Genomic DNA, 20,276 nt, shown 5'->3' with positions numbered 1-20,276 from the left:
CCGCGGGCGGGGGACCGAGGGCCGGCGTCGGCCGGTCGCGCGGTCCCCCGTGCCCGTCGCGGCGCGTTCGCTGCACCAGAATGGGGATCGTGAACGAAGCCATACCCGTGTCCCGTGCCATCGATCGGGGCACCGCCAAGCTCATGCCCGACGTAGACCGGGAGCGGGCCTGGCTGTTGACCGTGGACGGGGCGCCGCAGTCGTACGTCGATCTGGACGAGCCCACCCACCTGGAGTTCGAGTACGCGCGGCGGCTCGGGCACGTCCTGGACACGGTGGCGGAGCCGGGGCTGCCGCTCGACGTGGTGCATCTCGGCGGGGGCGCGCTCACCCTGCCCCGGTACGTGGCCGCCACCCGGCCCGGGTCCCGGCAGCGGGTCGTGGAGTACGACAGGGGACTGCTGGGCCTGGTCGTCGAGCAGCTGCCGCCGCCCGACGACGCGGGGATCGCGCTGCACGGGGCGGACGCGCGGGAATGGCTCGAAGCGGCCCCCGCCGACTCCGCGGACGTCCTCGTGGGCGATGTCTTCGGTGGCTCACGGGTCCCGGCGCATCTGTCGACCGTGGGGTACGCGCGGGCCGTCGAACGGGTGCTGCGCGCGGACGGTGTGTATCTCGCGAACCTCGCCGACGCCGCGCCCTTCGCCTATCTGCGGTCCCAACTGGCCACACTGGCGACGGTGTTCCAGGAGCTGGCGCTGATCGCCGAGCCGGCGGTGCTGCGCGGTCGGCGGTTCGGGAACGCCGTGCTGGTCGCCGCCCGTCAGCCGCTCGACCTCGCCGTCCTGACCCGGCGGACCGCCGCCGACGCCTTCCCCGCGCGGGTCGAGCACGGTTCGGCGTTGCGCGCGTTCGTCGGTGGTGCCGCGCCCGTGCGTGAGGAGGAGGCCGTGCCGTCACCCGAGCCGCCCGACGGGGCCTTCGGCATCGGCTGAGCCGGGTTCGCCGTCGGCGGCCGGGGCGGCCTCGGTCCGGGCCACCGGGGTGCCGCGCCGGGTCAGGTCGCGTACGTCCCGTACGCAGAGCACCGCCGCCGTCGCGACCACGCACAGCCCGGCGCAGCCCCACAGGGCCGCCGTCCGTCCGAAGGCGCTCTCCGCCGGGCCCGCCAGGGCCGCGGCGAGCGGCACCATGGCCACCGAGCCGAACCAGTCGTACGCGGAGACCCGGGACAGCTTGTCCTCGGGGATCTCCTGGTGCAGCGCGGTCATCCAGGAGACGCCGAAGACCTCGATCGACAGACCGCTGACGAACATGGCGAGGCACAGCACGGCGATCGGTACCGGCACGGCCAGCGCGGCGGAGGGCAGGGCGAAGGGGAAGACGCACAGGACGCCCACGAGGAGGAGACGGCGTGGTTTCCAGCGGGCCATGAGCAGCGCTCCGGCGGCATTGCCGGCCCCGAAGAAAGCCAGGGCCAGACCCCAGGGGCCCGGCCCGCCCAGGCTGTCCCGGGCGACCTGCGGGCCGTAGACCGCGTCGGCGGCGACGATGACCGCGTTCACCAGGGAGAACTGGACCACGATCGCCCACAGCCAGGTACGGCCGGTGAACTCCCGCCAGCCGTCCCGGAGATCCGCGAGCAGCCCGCCGCCCGCCCCGCGCTCGGGTATGTGGCTCACGTCGAGGAAGGCGCGCAGCGCGCCGGCCAGGGCGAACGCCGCCGCGTCCACCGCGAGCACCCAGCCGGGGCCGATCACCGCGATCAGGGCGCCGCCGAGCGCCGCGCCGCTCATGGTCGCGCCCTGCGACGCGAAGCGGAACAGCGCGAAGGCCCGGCCCGCCTGCTCGGCGGTGACGGAGGACAGGAGCATGCCCTCGGCGGCAGGGCCGAAGAACGCCTGGCCGACGCCGCCGAGCGCGGAGAGCAGCATCATCTGCCACAGAAGCGCCTCGCCGGTGAGGACGAGGACGGCGAAGGCGGCCTGGGAGAGACAGTTGAGGACGTTCGCCGCGACCATCACCCGGTGCCGGGGCAGCCGGTCGGCGATCGCGCCGCCGACCAGCAGGAACAGCACCAGCGGCAGGGTGCGCGCCGCCGCGACCAGGCCGACGTCCCCGCCGTCGCCGCCCGCCTCCAGGACCGCGAACGCGGCCGCGATCAGGGCGCCGTTGCTGCCCAGGTTGGTGACGACCGCGGCCGTCGTCAGCAGGGTGTAGTTGCGGCCGGCCCAGGCGGGGCGGCGACGGGGGGCGGCGGGAGTGGTCACCCGCCGACTATCGCCGCCCCGGCACCTTCTGCCAAACCGTTTCCGCACCGGGTACGGCGGGATCGGGCCAGGTGGAGCCGCCCCTGTAGCCGCCCCTGGAGTCGTGCCGTGAGCGGTGCCGTGGAGCCGACGCCGGGCGGGGCGGCCTCGTGGTGCCCGCTCAGCCGCCCGTCGGGTCGCCGTACAGCCGTACCGTGCTGAGGATCTTCTGCACCGTCGCGTCCGGGACCTCCTCCTGGACGTCCTTGGCGCCGTGGAAGGTCCAGGAGACGTAGTCACCGGCCGAGTTCTTGAAGGCGAACGTGGTCGCCTTGCCGTCGGTGTCGCACTTGTCCTTCTTGGTGACGCCCTTGGAGTACGTGGTGGCGACACTGCCCTCGACGCCCGACGCCGTGGTGTACGCCTTGGGCTTGCCGATGGTCATCTTCTTCTTGGAGGCGGCCTTCTGGTCCGTGTAACCGCCGAAGACCCACCACGCGGAGTCGTTGCGGGCGATGTCCTCGGTGCCCTTGGCGCCCTGCTGGCCCTTGGTGCCGACGGCGGCGAGGGAACTCGACTCCTCGTTGCCGTCCTTGTCGTCGTCGGAGACGCAGTACTTCTCCTTGAGGATGGCGGGTGCCGACATCCCGATGAGGACCGAGCCGTCGCCCTTCTCGGAGTCCTCGAAGCCGATGAAGGTGTCGGGCGACTGCACCTCCCACTCGGCGGGCACGTCGAAGGCCGTGCCCCACTTCGGGTTGACGACGACCTTCCACCCCTCGACGGTCGGCTTCGCGCCCGCGTCCTCGCCGCGCGGGTTGTCCTCGGTGCTCTCGGACGCGGTCGGCGACGGCGAGGCCGAGGGAGCCGACTGGGTCTTCGACTCGTCCTTGTCACCGTCACCGCCGAGCACCAGGAAGCCCGTCACACCGGCCGCGACGACGACGGCCGTGGCCGCGATGATCGCGATCAGCTTCGTCCGGTTGCCGCCGCCTCCGCCCGGCGGCACCGGCGGGCCCGCGGGGGCCTGCGCGCCCCACTGCGGTTGCTGCCCGTACTGGGCCTGCTGGCCCGTCGACTGGTATCCGTGCTGCTGGTAGGGGTTCGGCTGCTGGTACCCCTGCTGTTGGTATCCCGGCTGTACCGGCTGCCCCGACTGGTCGTACCCCGGCTGCTGGTACGGGTTCGGCTGCTGCGGTTGGTGCTCGCCCCCGGGCGGCTGCTGCTGTCCTGGCCACATGGCTCGTAACCATAGATGCGCCGGGGGGCGGGGTGCCACGGGAGTCCACGAAGCTGTTTCGCGGTCGGGACGAACGACTCCAAATCGCCACGGGCGGAGGACTTTTGTCCCGCCGCCGCCCGGGCCGGCAGGAGGTGAAGGGCTCCGCGCGGGGGCGCCGGGTTCTCGGACGCGAACGTCGTTGCCCGGCGAGCGCCCCTGGTCATCGCTGCCTACTCGTGGGTAACATCGCGCCATGAGCGCAGACCAGATGTCGATCGGCGAGATGCTCGCCGCCACCGTGCCGATGGCCAGGACCCTGAGGCTGGAGTTCCTGGAGACCAGTCCGGAGAAGGCCGTGGTGGCACTGCCGGACGAGGGCGAGTTCCACAACCATGTCGGCGGTCCGCACGCCGGTGCGATGTTCACGCTGGGCGAGACGGCGAGCGGGGCGGTCGTGCTCGCCGCGTTCGGGGACCAGCTCTCCCGCGCCGTGCCGCTCGCGGTCCGCGCGGAGATCGCGTACAGGAAGCTCGCGATGGGGCCCGTCACGGCCACCGCCACGCTCGGCCGGCCCGCGGCCGAGGTCGTCGCCGAGCTCGACGCCGGACAGCGCCCGGAGTTCCCCGTGGCCATCGCCATCCAGCGCGCCGACGGGGCCGTGACCGGGGAGATGACGGTCGTCTGGACCCTGCGCCCCAACGCCTGACCTCGGTGCCCCCGCTCCCGGCCCCGATGCCTCGGCCCTCGTCGCCCTCCCGCCCCTCAACGGCGCGGCGAGGGCGGCTTGTTCATGTCATTGACACGAGTCACCCTCGGCTCTAGTTTCCCGGCCGACACGCGCACGACGTCCACCACGACGGCCTGCACGAAGGAGTGACGGCTCATGTCAGAAACGGTGTCCCGGCGTTACGGCGCCCTTCGCCCAGGACGGCCGGACCGTGGCCCGAGACGGCGGGGCGCGGCGGCGACCTCCCTCGTGGCCGCCCTCGCCGCCGCGCTCTCCGCCGCCCTGCTGACCCCCGCACCGGCGCGGGCGGCGGCCACACAGCCGGCGCTCGTCCGTACCGAGGCGGGCTGGGTCCGGGGCGAGACCACCGCCGAAGGGCGGCAGTTCCGCGGCATCCCCTACGCCCAGCCGCCCGTCGGGCACCTCCGCTGGGCCGAGCCGCGGCCCGTCCTGCCCTGGCAAGGGGTGCGCGAGGCGGCCGAGTTCGGCGACAGATGTGTGCAGACGGCCAGTTGGGACCCCGGCTACGAGGAGCCGAGCCACACCGAGGACTGTCTGGACCTCAACGTGTACACCCCACCGGGCAGCGCACGCCGACCGGTCATGGTCTGGCTGCACGGCGGCGGGCTCACCGCGGGCGCCGGCGAGGACGTCGTGCCGGACGCCTTCGCCCGCCGCACCGGCACCGTCGTCGTGACCGTCAACTACCGCCTCGGCGCCATGGGTTTCCTCGCCACGCCCGACCTCGACGACGAGGCCCGCGACGGCGTCTCCGGCAACTACGGGATGCTCGACCAGCAGGCCGCCCTGCGCTGGGTCAGGACCAACATCGGCCGCTTCGGCGGCGATCTGCGGCGGGTCACCGTGGCGGGCGAGTCCGCCGGTGGCCGCTCGGTCTGCACCCAGCTGGCCTCGCCGACCGCGCGGGGCCTGTTCCGCGCCGGGATCGTGCAGAGCGGCGCGTACGGCGACTGCGCCGCCCGCACCCGTCAGGCGGCGGTGGACCAGGGCCGGACCTTCCTCGCCCGGCTGGACTGTGCGGACGTGGCCTGCCTGCGCGGCAGGCCGGCCGAGGAGATCCTCGCCGCCCAGGCGGGCCTGAACTGGGGCCCCGTCGTCGGCGGTGACTTCCTGCCCGTGCAGCCGGCCCAGGCCTACGCCGAGGGGGCGGCGGCCGGTGTGCCGGTCCTCAACGGCGCCAACCAGGACGAGGGCCGGCTCTTCGCCTTCGCCCGCTTCGACGGGGCCGGCGCGCCGCTCACCGCCGAGCGGTACCCGACCGTCCTGCGCACCGACTTCGGCGACCGCGCCCTGGAGCGCTACCCGCTGTCCGCCCACCCCTCGCCGACCGTCGCGTACGCCACCGCCCAGGGCGACCAGCGCTTCGCCTGCCCCGCGCTGCGGCTGAACCGGGCCCTCGCCGGACGCGGCCCGGTGTACGCGTACGAGTTCGCCGACCGGACCTCCCCGCCCTTCGCCTCGCTGCGCGACCTGGACACGGACTTCGACTTCGGCGCGACGCATGTCAACGAGGTGCAGTACCTCTTCCGCCACTTCGGCCTGGAGTCACCGCTGAACACCGAGCAGCGCCGGCTCTCGCGCCAGATGACCGACTACTGGGGCTCCTTCATCCGCGACGGGGTGCCGCGGGCCGCGGGACAGCCCACCGTCCCGGCGGGAGGCGGGAAGGTCCTCACGCTCCGCACCGCCGCGGAGGGCGGCAACGCATTGAGCACGGGCGTGCACGGTGAGCACCGGTGCGACCTGTGGGACAACCCGTAGGACTCCGACGCCGTCCGAGTAAGCGGGTAGGCTGCCCCGGCGCGCGCTCCGTCCGGAGTGCGCGCCGGGGGCCTGAGATCCGCCTGATCCACATCATCCGCTGCACGGGAGGAACCGGCTTTGCACGTCCAGGAGTGGCTCGAAACAGTGCCTCCGCTCAGCATCTACCTGTTGGTGGGGCTGGTCATCGGCCTGGAGAGCCTGGGCATCCCGTTGCCGGGCGAGATCATCCTGGTCTCCTCCGCGCTGCTCGCGTCCCAGCACGGAAAGATCGACCCGTTCGTCCTCGGCGCCTGCGCCACCGCCGGCGCGATCATCGGCGACTCCATCGGCTACGCCATCGGACGCAAGGGCGGGCGCCCCCTGCTGGCCAAGCTCAACCGGCGGTTCCCCAAACACTTCAGCGAGAGCAACATCGCCGTCGCCGAGCGGTCCTTCGACCGGTGGGGCATGTGGGCCGTCTTCTTCGGCCGCTTCATCGCCCTCCTCCGCATCTTCGCCGGCCCCCTCGCCGGCGTCCTGCAGATGCCCTACTGGCGCTTCCTCGTCGCCAACGTCCTCGGCGGCATCCTCTGGGCCGGCGGCACCACCGCCGTCATCTACTACGTCGGTGTCGTCGCCGAGGCCTGGCTCAAGCGCTTCTCCTGGCTCGGCCTGGTCCTGGCGGTCCTGATCGGCGTCACCTCGATGCTGGTGATCAAGCGCAAGGCGAAGAAGGCGGCGGAGAAGGCGGAAGCGGCCGAAGGAGAACTGGTCACCGCCGGGGAGTGAGGCACGCGCCGGGAGGGGCGCGTGACCGGCCGCGCACCGCCGGGGGCGGTCTACGCCCCGTACTCCTCCTGCGCCTCCCGGTGCGCCTTGGCCAACTCCGCGTAGTGCGTCCCGTTCAGCGTCACCAACTCCCGCTCCTCATCGGTGAGCGGCCGCTTCACCTTCGCCGGCACCCCCGCCACCAGCGACCCGGGCGGCACCCGCATCCCCTGCGGCACCAGGGCCTGGGCGGCGACCAGCGACCCCGCACCGATCACCGCGCCGTTCAGCACGGTCGCGCCCATCCCGATCAGACAGTCGTCCTCGACGGTCGCCCCGTGCACCACCGCGTTGTGCCCGATCGACACCCGCTCGCCGATCGAGACGGGAAAACCGGGATCGACGTGCAGCGTGCAGTTGTCCTGGACGTTGGCGTCCGCGCCGATGACGATCGGCTCGAACTCGGCCCGCAGCACCGCCCCGTACCAGACGCTCGCTCCCGGCCGCAGGGTCACGTCGCCGATCACCGTCGACGTGGGGGACACGAACGCGGCATCCTCCACCTCCGGCTTCTTGCCGCCGAACGTCGTGATCAGGGCCCGCTGCCGGTTCATCGCCGCCTCCAGATGCTGGGTGAAGATCAGTCCTCACCCGCACCGTAAGCCATGGGGTGGGCGTCGCGTGGGGTGAAGATCACAGCAGTACGGCGTCATGCGGGTGCCGCCCGGTGAGTACGGTGAGCGGGTGCCGAAGAAGAACACGTTCTCGTCCTGGTCGGGCCGCCTCGCGCAGCGCGCCGTCCACGCGGGCTGGGCGTGGCTGCAGCGCACGGGGTCGGTGACGGCCGAACGGCCCGGCCGCTTCCGCTTCGGCGCGATGGGAACGGGTACCAGGCTGGCCTTTCCGCTCGGCACCGTCTTCGGCGAACCGTGGATCCACCTGGGCTCCCACTGCATCATCGGCGAGCAGGTCACCCTGACCGCCGGACTGATGCCCGACCTCGACCTCGGCGCGGAACCGATCCTGCGCATCGGGGACGGGGTCGTGCTCGGGCGGGGCAGCCATGTCATCGCCGACACCACCGTCACGATCGGCAGCGACTGCTACTTCGGGCCGTACGTGTACGTGACCTCCACCAACCACTCCTACGACGACCCGCACGAGCCGATCGGCAAACAGTGGCCCCGCATGGATCCGGTGTCGATCGGGCCCGGCTGCTGGATCGGTACCGGGGCGGTGATCCTGCCGGGGGCGCGGGTCGGGCGGAACGTCGTGGTCGCGGCGGGAGCGGTGGTGCGCGGGGTGGTGCCGGACCACTCCGTGGTGGCCGGGGCGCCCGCGCGGGTCGTGCGCCGGTGGGACCCGGTGGAGGGGTGGCAGCCGCCGATCCGGACGCCCGTGCCGGTGCCGATCCCCGACGGGATCACGCCGGAGCAGTTGCTGGCGTTGGCCGAGTGGGACGCGGAGGGGGCGGAGGAGTCCGCCTAGAGCTCGGGGGCCCAAGGGGTGTGGTGCGTCGGCCGGTGGGTGTCCTGGTAGGGCTGAACGCGCGGTCTCAACCCGCCCCCTGAAGCGGCGCGGACCTCGCAGTACAGTTCGGTGAACGTCGGGTGCGTCCCACCTCCGTTCATCGTTTGGACTCTGTCACTGAGACATTGGACGGAATGTGTCGGACCTCGACCTGCTGACCCAGTCCCTGGCGCGGAACGTCAAGCGCTGGCGCACCGAGCGGGGGTTCACCCTGGACACCTTGGCCGCTCGCGCCGGAGTCAGCCGCGGGATGCTCATCCAGATCGAACAGGCCCGTACCAACCCCAGTCTCGGAACCGTCGTCAAGATCGGCGACGCTCTCGGTGTCAGCATCACCACACTGCTCGACTACGAACAGGGGCCCAAGGTCCGGGTCGTGCCGGCCGACCAGGTGGTCCGGCTGTGGCACACCGAGGCGGGCAGTTACAGCAGGCTGCTGGCCGGTACGGAGGCGCCGGGTCCGCTGGAGATGTGGAACTGGCGGCTGATGCCGGGTGAGGGCAGCCGGTCGGACCCGCACCCCGTGGGCACGGTCGAGATCGCCCATGTCACGGCGGGCGAGCTGACCCTCACCGTGGAGGGCGCCGAGTACCGGGTCCCGGCCGGCGCGAGCGTCACCTTCGAGGCGGGCGCGGCCCACGAGTACGCGAACCGGGGCGAGGTGCCGACCGAGATGGTGCTGACGGTCTCGGTGCCGGCCGTGCACTGACACACCGGTCGGGGCGGCCACACGCTTTGTTACCGTGCGGCCCATGCGCGCACCCATCGGAGACTTCGACCACGCCACCCCCGCCCCCGACTGCCTGGACGACCTCGTCCGCCCGGTCGCCGACGCCGTACGCGACTGGCCCGGCAGCGTGCCCGCGGACCAGATCCTGTACGTCGAGACGGACCCCGAGTGGGCCGACACCGCGGTGTTCGTCCAGCACTACGGGCAGGACCTTCTCGAACAGTCGGCGAACTGCGTGGTCGTCGCGGGCAAGCGGGGCGGCGAGTCGAGCCTGGCCGCGTGTGTCGTGCTCTCCACCACCCGCGTCGATGTCAACGGCGTGGTCCGCCGCCAACTGGGCGCCCGTAAGGCCTCGTTCGCGTCGATGGACACCGCCACCGGGGAGACCGGGATGGAGTACGGCGGCATCACGCCCGTCGGGCTGCCCGCTTCGTGGCCGGTCCTGGTCGACTCGGCTGTGGTCGACCTGCCGTACGTCCTGGTCGGCAGCGGACGGCGGCGCGGCAAGCTGCTGGTGCCCGGGAAGGCGTTCGCGGAGCTGCCGAACGCGGTGGTGCTGGAGGGGCTGGGGGTCACGGTCTGAACGGTGGCCCCGGTGCGGGGCCTCCGCTGCCGTCGACCCCGGGGCCTCCGGGACGCCGACGTCGGGCCCGAGCCGTGGCCCGGAACCCGACGAGGTGTGGCTGAGGAAGAACCTCAGGCGGCGGCGGTGCCCGCCTGAGCGGTGAGCTGGTTCAGGACGTCGGTGAGGCCGGTGACGACCTCGGCGTCGTCGGCCGGGTGGGTCTCCGCGAAGCGGACGACCGAGCCGGGGATGGAGAGCTTGGCGTCCTCCAGGACCGTGGCACCGGCGATGCCGACGGCCTTGCGGGTCTCGTCCTGCGCCCACACGCCGCCGAACTGGCCGAACGCGGTGCCGACCACGGCGACGGGCTTGCCGGTGAAGGAGCCGGCGCCGTACGGGCGGGACAGCCAGTCGATGGCGTTCTTCAGGACGGCGGGGATGGTGCCGTTGTACTCCGGGGAGAAGAGCAGGAAGCCGTCGGCCTGGCCGGCGGCCTCGCGCAGCCGCGCTGCGGTGGCCGGGAGGGCGGCCTCGTTGTCGAGGTCCTCGTTGTAGAACGGGACCTCGGCCAGACCCTCGTACAGCTCGATCTCGACGCCCTCGGGGGCGTGCTTCACGGCGGCCTCGGCGAGCTGGCGGTTGTGGGAACCGGCGCGAAGGCTGCCGACGAGCGCGAGGATGCGTACGGACATGAGCTGACTCCTAGCAAGGATGTGCATGTAGAGAACACGTAGGGCAAAGCCGACGGACCGGGGCCTGCGGGAGAAACAAAACGGACCGGGGTCCGTTGAAATTTGTATCAGCTATACGGACCGGGGTCCACTTGTGTGTGGTGAGCGTTACGCTCTTTTCATGAAAGAGTCGCTGCCGCCCTTCCCGGCGCCTCAGAACCCGGACCCCCTCGACGGACTGCTGAACCTCGCCCCCACCGCCACCGGCCGGCCCCGACTCCGCGCGGACGCGGCCCGCAACCGCACGCGGCTGCTGGAGGTCGCCGCCCGGCTCGCGGCGGAGTGCGGAGCCGCCAATCTGACCATGGAGGCCGTGGCGACCGCCGCCGAAGTGGGCAAGGGCACCGTCTTCCGACGGTTCGGCGACCGGCTGGGGCTCATGCTCGCGCTCCTCGACCACCAGGAGCGGGAGCTCCAGGCCGCGTTCCTGTCCGGCCCGCCGCCGCTCGGCCCCGACGCGCCCCCGGTCGAGCGGCTCCGGGCCTTCGGCGCCGCCGTCATCCGCCATGAGTACGCCCATCGCGACCTCTACCTCGCCGCCCGCACGGACGCCTCCCGCAGACACGCCAACCCGGCCACCCAGCTCCGCCTCGGTCACCTGTGCATGCTGCTGCGCCGCGCCGGGACGCAGGGCGACATCGAACTGCTGGCACAGGCCCTGCTGGGCTATCTGGACATCAACCTCGTGAACCACCTGGTGGAGGGGCGCGGGATGTCTCTCGACCGGCTGGAGCTGGGGTGGGGGGACCTGGTCACGCGGCTGGTCGTGACGGCGTAGAACGAACAAAGCGACCGCTTGGTAATTTGGAGGAGGGTGTCGAGGAGGGGCCTCGTACGCCGGGCGGAGCGGGGAGGGGCCACATGAGCGACACGGACACGAGCACGGACGCGGACACGAGCACGGACGCGGTGAACGGCGGGAGTGGCGCAGGCGACGAACGTGGCGCAGAGGGCGCAGAGGGCGTAGGCGGCGAAGGCGGTGAGCCGGGTCCGAACGGGACGCGCGGCCGGACGGACTTCGTCGGGACCGGGTTCTTCTCCTCCGTGGACGACGTCTCCGCACAGCTCGCCGAAGCGGGCTACCTGGCCTCCAACGCCGTCGCCACCACGGTCTTCCTGGCCGACCGGCTCGGCAAGCCGCTGCTGGTGGAGGGACCGGCGGGTGTCGGCAAGACCGAGCTGGCCAAGGCCGTCGCCCAGGTGGGTGCCGCGCGACTGGTCAGACTCCAGTGCTACGAGGGCATCGACGAGTCCCGCGCCCTGTACGAGTGGAACCACGCCAAGCAACTGCTGCGCATCACCGCCGGGCGCGACGAGGCCTGGGACGAGACCCGCTCCGACATCTTCAGCGACGAGTTCCTGCTCACCCGCCCCCTGCTGACCGCGATCCGGGGCGACGAGCCGACCGTGCTCCTGATCGACGAGACCGACAAGGCGGACGTCGAGGTCGAGGGGCTGTTGCTGGAAGTGCTGAGCGACTTCCAGGTCACCGTTCCCGAACTGGGCACGATCATCGCGACCCGACGCCCCTTCACCGTCCTCACCTCCAACGCCACCCGGGAACTCTCCGAGGCGCTCCGCCGCCGCTGCCTCTTCCTCCATCTCGACTTTCCGGACGCCGAGTTGGAACAGCGGATCGTACGGCTCCGGGTCCCCGGCCTCGACGCCGCGCTCGCCGACTCCCTGGTCCGGGTGGTGGGCGCGCTGCGCGAGATGGAACTGCGCAAGGCCCCCTCCGTCGCCGAGACCATCGACTGGGCGCGCACCCTGCTGGCCCTCGGCGCCGACACCCTCGACGAGACCGTCGTCCGCGACAGCCTCGGCGTGATCCTCAAGCACCAGGACGACATCGAGAAGGCCGCGCGGAAGCTGACGCTGGTATGAGCGGCGGTCCCGGCCCTTCTGGCCCTGCCGGCTCTCCGCTGGCCGAGCGGCTGACCGCGCTGGTACGAGCGCTGCGCGGCCATGGGATACGGATCGGGCCCGGCGAGACCGTGGACGCGGCGGCCGTGCTGGAGGTGCTGGGCCTCGCCGACCGGGAGCGGATCCGGGAGGGGCTGGCGGCGGCACTGCTGCGCGCCGACCGGCAACGGGCCGTCTTCGACGCGGCCTTCGAGCTGTACTTCCCGCTCGGTGTGGGCGAGTTGACGGGGGCCCGGGGTGCGTCGGCAGGGGACCGGGAGGAGTTCCGCGAGCGGCTCGCCGAGGCGCTGGCCGCGAACGACACGGCCGCGCTCACCCGACTCGCCGCCGAGGCCGTGGAACTGTTCGGCCGCTACGGCTCCCCCGGCTCGGACGGCTGGTCGGCCCACCAGACGCTGGACCGCCTCCGACCGCAGACGCTGCTGGCGCGGATCCTGGCGGGCGCCCGGGAACGGGGGGCCGGTGAGGAGGCCGGGCTCACCGGTGCCGGTGCCGGTGCCGGGTCCGGGGCGGGCGGGGGAGGCGGGGCCGGTGGGTTCCGTATGGGGTTCGGTGGGGGCCTCGCCTTCGGTTCGGGGGAGGGGGCGGGGGCGGGGACCGGAGCGGCAGGAGGCTCCGGGGCCGGGCTCGGTGCGACCGGCTTCACCGAGCGGTTGGACGCCGATGAGATCCGGCGCCGTATCGAGGACTTCCGCAACCGGGTGCGCACGGAGGCGCGGCGGCGCGTCGCCGAGCGCCGGGGCGCGGAGATGATCGCCGCGCGGGGTATCGCGCCGAGTGCCGACCAGGTCGACTTCCTCGTCGCGAACCGTGAGCAACTCGTCGAACTGCGCCGTACCGTCCAGCCGTTGGCCCGCAAGCTCGCGACCCGGCTGGCCGCCAGGCGACGCCGGGCCGCACGCGGTCAGATCGACATCCGGCGCACGCTACGGCGCTCGCTGTCCACCGGGGGCGTACCGCTGCGTCCCGCCTATCGACGGCACCGGCCAGCCCGCCCGGAGATCGTGCTGCTCTGCGATGTGTCCGGGTCGGTCGCCGGGTTCGCGAACTTCACGATGCTCCTGGTGCAGGCGATGCGGGACCAGTTCAGCAAGGTGCGGGTCTACGCCTTCGTCAACCGCGTCGACGAGGTCACCCGCCTCGTCACCACCGGGCAGGCCGATCCGGCCGAACTCGGCCGCCGGATCGCCATCGAGGCCGCGATCACCGGGTGGCACGGCAGCAGCGACTACGGCGCCGCGCTCGGTGAGTTCGCCGAGCGCCACCTCGACGCGGTGGGCCCCCGTACGTCGGTGATCGTGCTAGGGGACGCCCGCACCAACGGGTTCGACCCCAACGCGGAGGCCCTGCGGCGCATCGTGGCCCGAGCCCGCCGCGTCCACTGGCTGAACCCCGAGACGCCGAGCACCTGGGGGACGGGCGACTCCGCCGCGCCGGTCTATGCCGAGATCGTCGACATGCACACCTGCCGGAACGCGCGGCGGCTCGGCGAACTGGTGACGCGGTTGCTGCCGGTGTGAAGGGTCACCCCCGGCCGGTGTCGATCACACAGAAGCGGTTGCCCTCCGGGTCGGCGAGGACGACGAAGTCGGCGTCCTCCGGGTAGTCGTCCCAGTCGACGCGGTGCGCTCCGAGGCCCACCAGTCGCTCGACCTCGGCCGCCTGGTCCTTGGCGTTCCCCGCGTAGAGGTCCAGGTGCACCCGCGGCCGGTCCTGCACCGGGGTCTCGCTGAGGCCCAGGGAGATCTGCGTGCCGGCGCCCTCCGGATGCACCAGGACGACCCAGTCGTGCTCCGGCTCCTCGCGGGGGACGTACCCGAGGGCCTCCCTCCAGAACGCCGCCGCCCGCCGTACGTCGGTCGCGCCCATCACCACGGATCCGATTCTCAGCATGGTCCGATTCTCGCCCCTGACGATCCGTCGCCCTCTTCCGCGCCACCCTGGCGCCGACGAAATCCGATCACAAGGCGACCAAAGTCAGTCCTACAATGCCCACTTGCAGTCGCACGCCACCGACGCCGCGTCGCGTTCCGGTCCGTGTGGTTGGAAACGGGGGGTTTGGTGGGGGACCGAGCGATGCCTGCGGGCGTGTTGCGTTTCATCGTGCTGCGCGCGTGGGTGTATCGCGCGCTCCTCGGTGCCGTGCTGCTGACCGTGCTCCTGACCACGGCCGTGCTGGCCGCGCTCACCGCCTACTCGGGCGCGATAGGCGATGCGGCGCTGCGGCGGTCGCTCGCCGAGCAGCGCACCGCAGCCGAGGCCGCCCTGGTGCTCAAGGCCGACGTGCCGGCCGACGAGCGGCAGGCGGCCGACGACGCCGTGCGGGCGGGGGCCCGTACCGTCTTCGACGGGCTGCCCGTGCGGGTCCGCACTCTGCTGCGGTCCGGACCCTACGCCCTTCCGGGAACGCTGCGGCCGCCCTCCGAGCGGCGCGGGAACCCGGACCTCACCTACTTCGCGGCCCTCGATCGCACACAGGTGCGGACCGTCGCCGGGCGGCTCCCCCGTGAGGCGGTGACCGCCGGGACCGTCGAGGCCGCACTGCCGCAGAGCGCCGCCCAGCGGCTCGGGGTGGCGCCCGGCGCCCGCCTGACCGTCACCGACCAACTGGACGGCCCGGCCGTGCGCGTACTGATCACCGGCGTGTACCGGCCGGTGGACGCCCGGGCACCCTACTGGCAGTTGGACGACCTGGGCGGCCGCGGCGTGAAGGCGTCGAGCTTCACGACGTACGGTCCCCTGCTCACCGCCGCGGGCGTGCCGACGTCGGGCCGGGTGAGTGTCGGGGCGTCGGGCTGGCTGGTCTCGGCCGACTACTCCGCGCTGACGACGGAGCGGATCGGCCCGCTGCGCGACGCCGCCCGCTCGGGCACCGCGGAGCTGCGCGAGCGCCCCGCGCTCAGCAGCGCGACCGTGGCGGACACCGCGTTGCCCGAGGTACTGGACCGCGTCGAACGCTCCCTGCTCGTCACGCGTTCCAGCATGCTGATCGTCGCCGGTCAGCTCGGACTGCTCGCGGCCTGCGCCCTGTTGCTCGTCGCACGGCTGCTCGACTCCGACCGCGTGGCCGAGACCCGGCTGTTGCGTGCGCGCGGGGCCACCCGGGCACGGCTGGCGGGCCTCGCCGCGCTGGAGGCCCTGCTGATCTCCGTGCCGGCGGTGGTGCTGGCGCCGCTGTTGTCCGGACCGTTGACGCGACTGCTGGTCGCGCAGGGCGCGCTGGGCCGGACCGGGGTGCGCGTCGACGTGCCGGCCGGGGGGCGACCCGAGGTGTGGGCGGTCGCCGCGGGCGTGGCCGCGCTGTGCGCGCTGGCGGTGGCCGTCCCGGCCTGGCGGGCGTCCTTCGCGGGCACCGCCGCGATACGGGCGGGGGCGCTGCCCGCGCCCCTGCGCGCCGGGGCGGACGTCGGGTTGCTCGCCGTGGCCGGTGTCGCCTTCTGGCTGCTCGACAGCCAGGACTCCGGTGCCGTCACCGCCGACCGCGACGGGGTCCTCGGCGTCGACCCGCTGCTGGTGGTGGCGCCCGCGCTCGTGCTGCTGGCCGGAACGGTTCTGGTGCTGCGGCTGCTGCCCTTGCTGGCGCGAGTCGGCGAGCGACTGCTGACCCGCGGGCAGGGGCTGACCGCGGCCATGGTCGGCTGGCAGTTCAGCCGTCGCCCGATGCGCGGGGCGGGTCCGGTGCTGCTCCTGGTCATCTCCGTGGCGCTCGGTGTGGTGGCGATCGGGCAGGACGCGTCCTGGCGCCGTTCCCAGGCCGACCAGGCCGACTTCCGCGCGGGCGCCGAGGTGCGCGTCCTGGCGTCCGGGGGCGGTGGCGTGGGCCGTACCGACGTCTACGCGGACCTCCCGCACGTCGACGCCGTCGCCCCCGCCGTCCGAGGCACGATGTCGCTCTCCGGCAGCCGCAAGGCGACCGTCCTGGCCCTGAACACGAAAGAGGCCTCCGGCGCGGTGCTGACACGGTCCGATCTGACGGACGGTCCACTGCTCACCGGACTCGCGCCACGCGGAGCCCCCGCGGGCATCGACGTGCCCGAGGGCACCACCCGGCTCACCCTGACCGCCGCGCTGCACAGCACCACACCAGGGACGGAGGCGGACGTCACGCTCACGGTGCGGGACCGGCACGGAACCTCCTACGAGTTACCGTCCGGCCACCTCGCCGCCGACGGCCGCCCGCACCGACTGACCCCGGATCTGAACGGAGCCCGGGGCCCCCTGGCGCTGACCGGGCTCCGGCTGAGCACACCCCAGCCGACCGACCGTCCGCACCGGCACCGCCTGGTCCTCAGCGCGCTCACGGCGACAGTGGGCGACGGTGACGTCCGGCAGCTGACCCTGCCGACGAGCTGGACCACCGCGGTCGAGGCCGACTCGGCCGCCGCCCCACCCGACGACGACGCCCGGCCGACCCTTCCCCGGCTCACCTCGACGGCACCGGTCACCCTCACGTACAGCACGGGGTACCAGCTGCCCGACCTCCTGCCGCCCGCCCTGCCGCTGGAGGTCCGGCTCAAGGTCACCCAGCCCGCGGCGCCCGAGATCGTCGCGGTCGCCACCGACCGGTTCCTCACCGCGTCCGGGGCGCGCGAAGGACAACGCGTGGACGTGACGTTCGACGGCCGTTCCGTGCCCGTACGCATCGTCCGCACCGCGAGAGCCCTGCCCACCACGGAAGCCACCACACAGGACGGCGGGGCCCTGCTGGTCGATCTCCGGGCCGTCAACCAGGTCCTCCAGGCCCGCCACGGAACCAGCCTCGAGCCCACCGAGTGGTGGCTGAGCACGGCCGCGCCCGCCGCCACCGCGGCGGCCGTGCGCGCCCTGACCGACGCCGATCCGGAGCAGGTGACGGTGCGCGACGAACTGGCGGAGAAGCTGCGCGACGACCCGTTCGGGGCAGCCCCGGAAGCAGCGCTGATCGCGGCGGCCGCGGTGACGGTGCTCTTCGCCTCGCTCGGCTTCGCGGTGAGCGCGGCAGGGGCAATGCGCACCCGGGACGGCGAGTTCGCCGTGCTCCGCGCCCTGGGGGCACCACGCCGTCGGCTGGCCCGGCTGGTCGCCGTGGAGCACGGCGTACTGGTGACCCTGGCGCTGGTGGTCGGCACGGCCCTCGGCACGGTGCTGACGCACGCGCTGGTGCCCCTCGTCGTCCTGACCGGGCAGGCCACCCGGCCGCTCCCACCCGTGCTGGTCGAACTCCCGCTCCCGCGGCTGACCGTCCTGCTGGCGGCCCTGGCGGCGGGCCCCGCCCTCGTGACCGCGGCCCTCGCCCTCCGGCGGGCGAAACCCGTCACGGCTCTCCGGGACGAGGTGACGCAGTGACCCCGCGGTCGGTGCCCCGCAGGGACGGGGCGACGAGGACCGTGCCCCCTCGGGAGGAGAGGACGCAGGCGCCCTCACCGCCTGTACGGGCCGGGCTGCGCACCCGGTTGAGGGCCTTCGCCGGTACGTCCGTGGCCCTCGCGCTCCTGGTGGCCGTGACCGCGGCGCTGGCCGCCGCGTACCCGCGCGCCGTCGACCGGTACGGGGACGCGGGACTGCGCCGGGCCGTCGAGCAGGCCCTGCCCGACCAGACGACCGTGCAGACGCAGGTCCCACTGCCCTGGATGGACTCGGTCGAGGAGTTGGAGGCCGCCCTGCGCGCCGGTCCGCTCCACAAGGCGCGGGCCGAGATCCTCGCCGCCGCCGAGGCACCCCTGGTTCCCGACCCCGCGCAGTCCTCGTACGGCGTGCGCACGACCGTCCCCATGGAGGCGTCCGACCCCTGGCTGCCCCGACCCGCCGGCCGGCCGGCCCAACTGGTGCTCGCCGCCCAGCAGGAGCTGGCCTCCCACGTCCGGCTCAGCGAGGGCCGGCTGCCCCGCACCACGGACGCACCGGTGACCGCGGCGACCGAGCGGGTCGAGGCCGCCGTCACCGTGGACACCGCCCGCACGCTCCGCGTCCGGGTCGGCTCGGTGATCCACCTGCCGGGCTCGGCGCGCGCCCCGCTCGCCGTCCGGATCACCGGGATCGTCGCCCCCCGCGCTCCCGAGGGCGCCTACTGGTCGGCGCTGCCGGTGCTGCGCACCCCCGTGCTGAGCCGCCGTCCCGACCTTCCGCCGGCGGAGGTCCACTGGCTCGGTGGCCTGCTTCTCGCCCCCGACGCCGGCCCGGTTCTCCTGGGCACCCCCGGCCGGCCGCAGCGGTACTGGAACGTGGCCCCCGACGTCGCCGCCCTGCGTGGCCACGATCTCGACCGTCTGGCGTCCGCCGTGGCCGCCCTGGAGTCGGGGCCGGGAGTCCAGCGACTGCGGGCGGTCGTGGACGACGGCCTGGAGGCCCAGACGAATCTCGACGAGGTCCTCGCCGACCATGCCCGACTGCGGTCGGGGATCGACCCGCTGCTCCTCCTCGCCGCCGTCGGGACCGGCAGCCTCGCCGTGATCGTCCTGGCCATGGCCGGCGGCGTGGCGGCCGACCGACGGCGCGCGGAGCTGGCCCTGCTGCGGGCCCGCGGCGCCTCACTGCCCGGCCTGGCCGTCCGGCTGCTGGCGGAGACGGCGGTGGTGGCGGTGCCCGCCGGAGCCCTCGGCCTGACCGCCGCACTGCTCGTCCTGCCCGGCGCACGCACCGCGCCCGCCCTCGCCGCCGCCCTCACCGTCGTCCTGCTCGCCTGCGTGGCGCTCCCCCTGCGCGCCGTGGCGGCACACCGCACGGTGCGGATGCACGACGGGCGGGAGGACCTCACCGCCACCCGGCCGTCGCGACGCCGGACGGTGGCGGAACTGACCGCCCTGGTGATCGCGGTGGGCGCGGTCGCCGCACTGCGCCGACAGGGATCCGGCAGCACCGCTCTGGTGGCCGCCGCCCCACTGCTGACGGGCGTGGTCGCGGCGCTGCTGCTGGCCCGCCTGCACCCCCTGCCGCTCCGCGCGCTGAGCAGGGCGACCACACGCATGCGGGGCCTGGTGGTCCCGCTGTCGCTGGCCCATGTCGCCCGTGCCCCCGGCTTCGCCGTGCTGCCCCTGCTGGCCCTGCTCAGCGCCCTGACCACGGCCGCGTTCGGCGGCTCGGTCCTCGCGGGGGTCACGGCGGCCCGCGACCAGGCGGCCCTCCTCGAAGTGGGCGCGGACGCCCGTATCGAGACCACCACCGGTGTCCTCCCGCGAGCCCTGGCCGACCGCGTACGCCGACTGCCCGGCGTACGGGACATGACGGAGGCGGACGTCACCCACGACGCGAAGCCACAGCAAGGCAGCCAGCTGCTTCCGCTGGCCGGGGTGGACCCCGACGCCTACGCGCGGCTCTCGCGCCGCACGGATCTCGGGCCGTTCGACGCGGCGAGCCTCCGGCAGGCGGACGCCGGCACGACGGGCAGCGCCGAGCGGCCCCTGCCCGCGCTCGCCTCACCGCGCGTGGCCGAGGAGTACGGCACCGGCCCCTACGCCGTCCTGCTCCCGGACGGCACCTCCGTCACCGTCCGGATCGTCCTGGTCCGGGACCGCACCCCGGCCGTGTTCGGCGACGACTTCCTGATCGTGGACCGTGCCGGCCTCACCCGCGGCGCGGCGCGTACGACGACCCTGCTGCTGACCGGCGACGCCCTGAACGGCCGGGAACTGCGCGCGGCGGCCGACGGCACGGCGGCGAGCGTCCGTCTGCGCACCGAGGAACGCACGCGGCACGTCGACTCGCCGCTGCAGTCCGGCGCGGAACGCCTGTACGGCGCCGCGGTGGCCGCGGGCGCCGGGTACGCGATTCTCGCGCTCGTGCTGACCGTGCTGCGCACCGCGCCCGCGCGCGGCGCCCTGCTCGCCCGGTTGCGCACGATGGGCATGACCCGGTCCCAGGGCCGCCGACTGCTGATCCTCACGGCCCTCCCGCAGGCGTTCCTGGCCGCGGCCGGCGGCGTGCTGACCGGCTGGGTCGCCATTCACCTGCTGTCGCCCGGCGTCGACCTCACGGCCATCGCCCTGGCCTCCCCGACCGCTCTCGAAGGGGCCGTGCTGCGCACCGATCCGCTCTCACTGGCTGTTCCGGCGCTCGCCGTGCTGCTCCTGGCCGTCGGTGTGCCCGCCGGCCAGGCCTGGTGGACCGGCCGGCGCGGCTCGGTGCGCGAACTGCGGCTCGGGGACACCTGAC

At 73.7% G+C, this 20,276-nt stretch carries 17 protein-coding genes; 12 read left to right on the top strand and 5 right to left on the bottom strand.

The genetic code is table 11. The features are described from left to right. The first annotated feature begins 89 nt into the window (after positions 1-89). Positions 90-935, top strand: a complete 846-nt coding sequence (locus RM704_RS38350; protein ID WP_078937245.1) for a spermidine synthase — start codon at positions 90-92, stop codon at positions 933-935. On the opposite strand, the gene RM704_RS38345 is transcribed toward RM704_RS38350, so the two are convergent. Then, positions 897-2,210, bottom strand: a complete 1,314-nt coding sequence (locus RM704_RS38345) for an MFS transporter (RefSeq protein WP_033528969.1) — start codon at positions 2,208-2,210, stop codon at positions 897-899. The genes RM704_RS38350 and RM704_RS38345 overlap by 39 nt on opposite strands. 160 nt (positions 2,211-2,370) lie before the next feature. After that, positions 2,371-3,429: a DUF8017 domain-containing protein gene (locus tag RM704_RS38340; protein ID WP_033528970.1), complete on the bottom strand. Its 1,059-nt coding sequence runs from the start codon at positions 3,427-3,429 to the stop codon at positions 2,371-2,373. Positions 3,430-3,679: 250 nt separating this feature from the next. On the opposite strand from RM704_RS38340, the gene RM704_RS38335 reads away from it, so the two are divergent. The 3 genes from RM704_RS38335 to RM704_RS38325 all read left to right on the top strand — a co-directional run bounded on the left by RM704_RS38335 (position 3,680) and on the right by RM704_RS38325 (position 6,691). Continuing rightward, positions 3,680-4,117, top strand: a complete 438-nt coding sequence (locus RM704_RS38335; RefSeq protein ID WP_033528971.1) for a DUF4442 domain-containing protein — start codon at positions 3,680-3,682, stop codon at positions 4,115-4,117. A gap of 177 nt (positions 4,118-4,294) precedes the next feature. Next, positions 4,295-5,920 (top strand): carboxylesterase/lipase family protein, encoded by a 1,626-nt coding sequence (locus RM704_RS38330; protein WP_078937239.1) that lies wholly within the window; start codon positions 4,295-4,297, stop codon positions 5,918-5,920. Between the two features lie 120 nt (positions 5,921-6,040). Next, positions 6,041-6,691 (top strand): DedA family protein, encoded by a 651-nt coding sequence (locus tag RM704_RS38325; protein WP_033528973.1) that lies wholly within the window; start codon positions 6,041-6,043, stop codon positions 6,689-6,691. Positions 6,692-6,741: 50 nt separating this feature from the next. Here the strand turns inward: RM704_RS38325 and RM704_RS38320 are convergent, their stop codons facing one another. Continuing rightward, complete coding sequence (locus RM704_RS38320) at positions 6,742-7,284, bottom strand: gamma carbonic anhydrase family protein (RefSeq protein ID WP_033528974.1); 543 nt, start codon at positions 7,282-7,284, stop codon at positions 6,742-6,744. Between the two features lie 97 nt (positions 7,285-7,381). Between RM704_RS38320 and RM704_RS38315 the strand changes: the two genes are divergently transcribed. From RM704_RS38315 to RM704_RS38305, 3 genes are all read left to right on the top strand, one after another. Beyond that, positions 7,382-8,158: an acyltransferase gene (locus RM704_RS38315; protein WP_033528975.1), complete on the top strand. Its 777-nt coding sequence runs from the start codon at positions 7,382-7,384 to the stop codon at positions 8,156-8,158. Positions 8,159-8,336: 178 nt separating this feature from the next. Continuing rightward, complete coding sequence (locus RM704_RS38310) at positions 8,337-8,909, top strand: helix-turn-helix domain-containing protein (RefSeq protein WP_033528976.1); 573 nt, start codon at positions 8,337-8,339, stop codon at positions 8,907-8,909. Between the two features lie 43 nt (positions 8,910-8,952). Then, positions 8,953-9,513 carry a YbaK/EbsC family protein gene (locus RM704_RS38305; protein WP_033528977.1) on the top strand — a complete coding sequence of 187 codons (561 nt, stop codon included), beginning with the start codon at positions 8,953-8,955 and terminating at the stop codon, positions 9,511-9,513. Positions 9,514-9,626: 113 nt separating this feature from the next. Here the strand turns inward: RM704_RS38305 and RM704_RS38300 are convergent, their stop codons facing one another. Beyond that, positions 9,627-10,187 (bottom strand): NAD(P)H-dependent oxidoreductase, encoded by a 561-nt coding sequence (locus tag RM704_RS38300; RefSeq protein WP_033528978.1) that lies wholly within the window; start codon positions 10,185-10,187, stop codon positions 9,627-9,629. A gap of 160 nt (positions 10,188-10,347) precedes the next feature. On the opposite strand from RM704_RS38300, the gene RM704_RS38295 reads away from it, so the two are divergent. The 3 genes from RM704_RS38295 to RM704_RS38285 all read left to right on the top strand — a co-directional run bounded on the left by RM704_RS38295 (position 10,348) and on the right by RM704_RS38285 (position 13,669). Continuing rightward, positions 10,348-11,004 carry a TetR/AcrR family transcriptional regulator gene (locus RM704_RS38295; protein ID WP_033528979.1) on the top strand — a complete coding sequence of 219 codons (657 nt, stop codon included), beginning with the start codon at positions 10,348-10,350 and terminating at the stop codon, positions 11,002-11,004. 83 nt (positions 11,005-11,087) lie between these two features. After that, positions 11,088-12,110 carry an AAA family ATPase gene (locus RM704_RS38290; protein ID WP_311592482.1) on the top strand — a complete coding sequence of 341 codons (1,023 nt, stop codon included), beginning with the start codon at positions 11,088-11,090 and terminating at the stop codon, positions 12,108-12,110. Next, a complete protein-coding gene (locus RM704_RS38285; RefSeq protein ID WP_033528980.1) occupies positions 12,107-13,669 on the top strand; it encodes a VWA domain-containing protein in 1,563 nt (520 codons plus the stop codon). The genes RM704_RS38290 and RM704_RS38285 overlap by 4 nt, the downstream gene beginning before the upstream one ends. A gap of 4 nt (positions 13,670-13,673) precedes the next feature. On the opposite strand, the gene RM704_RS38280 is transcribed toward RM704_RS38285, so the two are convergent. Further along, the gene (locus RM704_RS38280; RefSeq protein ID WP_033528981.1) at positions 13,674-14,042 is read right to left on the bottom strand and encodes a VOC family protein; all 369 of its coding nucleotides are present in this window, start codon (positions 14,040-14,042) and stop codon (positions 13,674-13,676) included. Positions 14,043-14,225: 183 nt separating this feature from the next. Here RM704_RS38280 and RM704_RS38275 point away from each other — a divergent pair, with 183 nt between their 5' ends. Together RM704_RS38275 and RM704_RS38270 are read left to right on the top strand one after the other, a co-directional pair. After that, the gene (locus tag RM704_RS38275; protein WP_033528982.1) at positions 14,226-17,474 is read left to right on the top strand and encodes an FtsX-like permease family protein; all 3,249 of its coding nucleotides are present in this window, start codon (positions 14,226-14,228) and stop codon (positions 17,472-17,474) included. Next, positions 17,471-20,275, top strand: coding sequence for an ABC transporter permease (locus RM704_RS38270; protein ID WP_107072348.1), 2,805 nt, complete (start codon positions 17,471-17,473; stop codon positions 20,273-20,275). Before RM704_RS38275 ends, RM704_RS38270 begins: the two co-directional genes overlap by 4 nt. Position 20,276: the final 1 nt, after the last annotated feature.

This window comes from Streptomyces gottesmaniae, assembly GCF_031845845.1.
Classification (GTDB): Bacteria; Actinomycetota; Actinomycetes; order Streptomycetales; family Streptomycetaceae; genus Streptomyces; species Streptomyces akebiae.
Note: the sequence above shows the minus strand (reverse complement) of the source record. Positions and strands in the feature narration are given on the sequence as shown.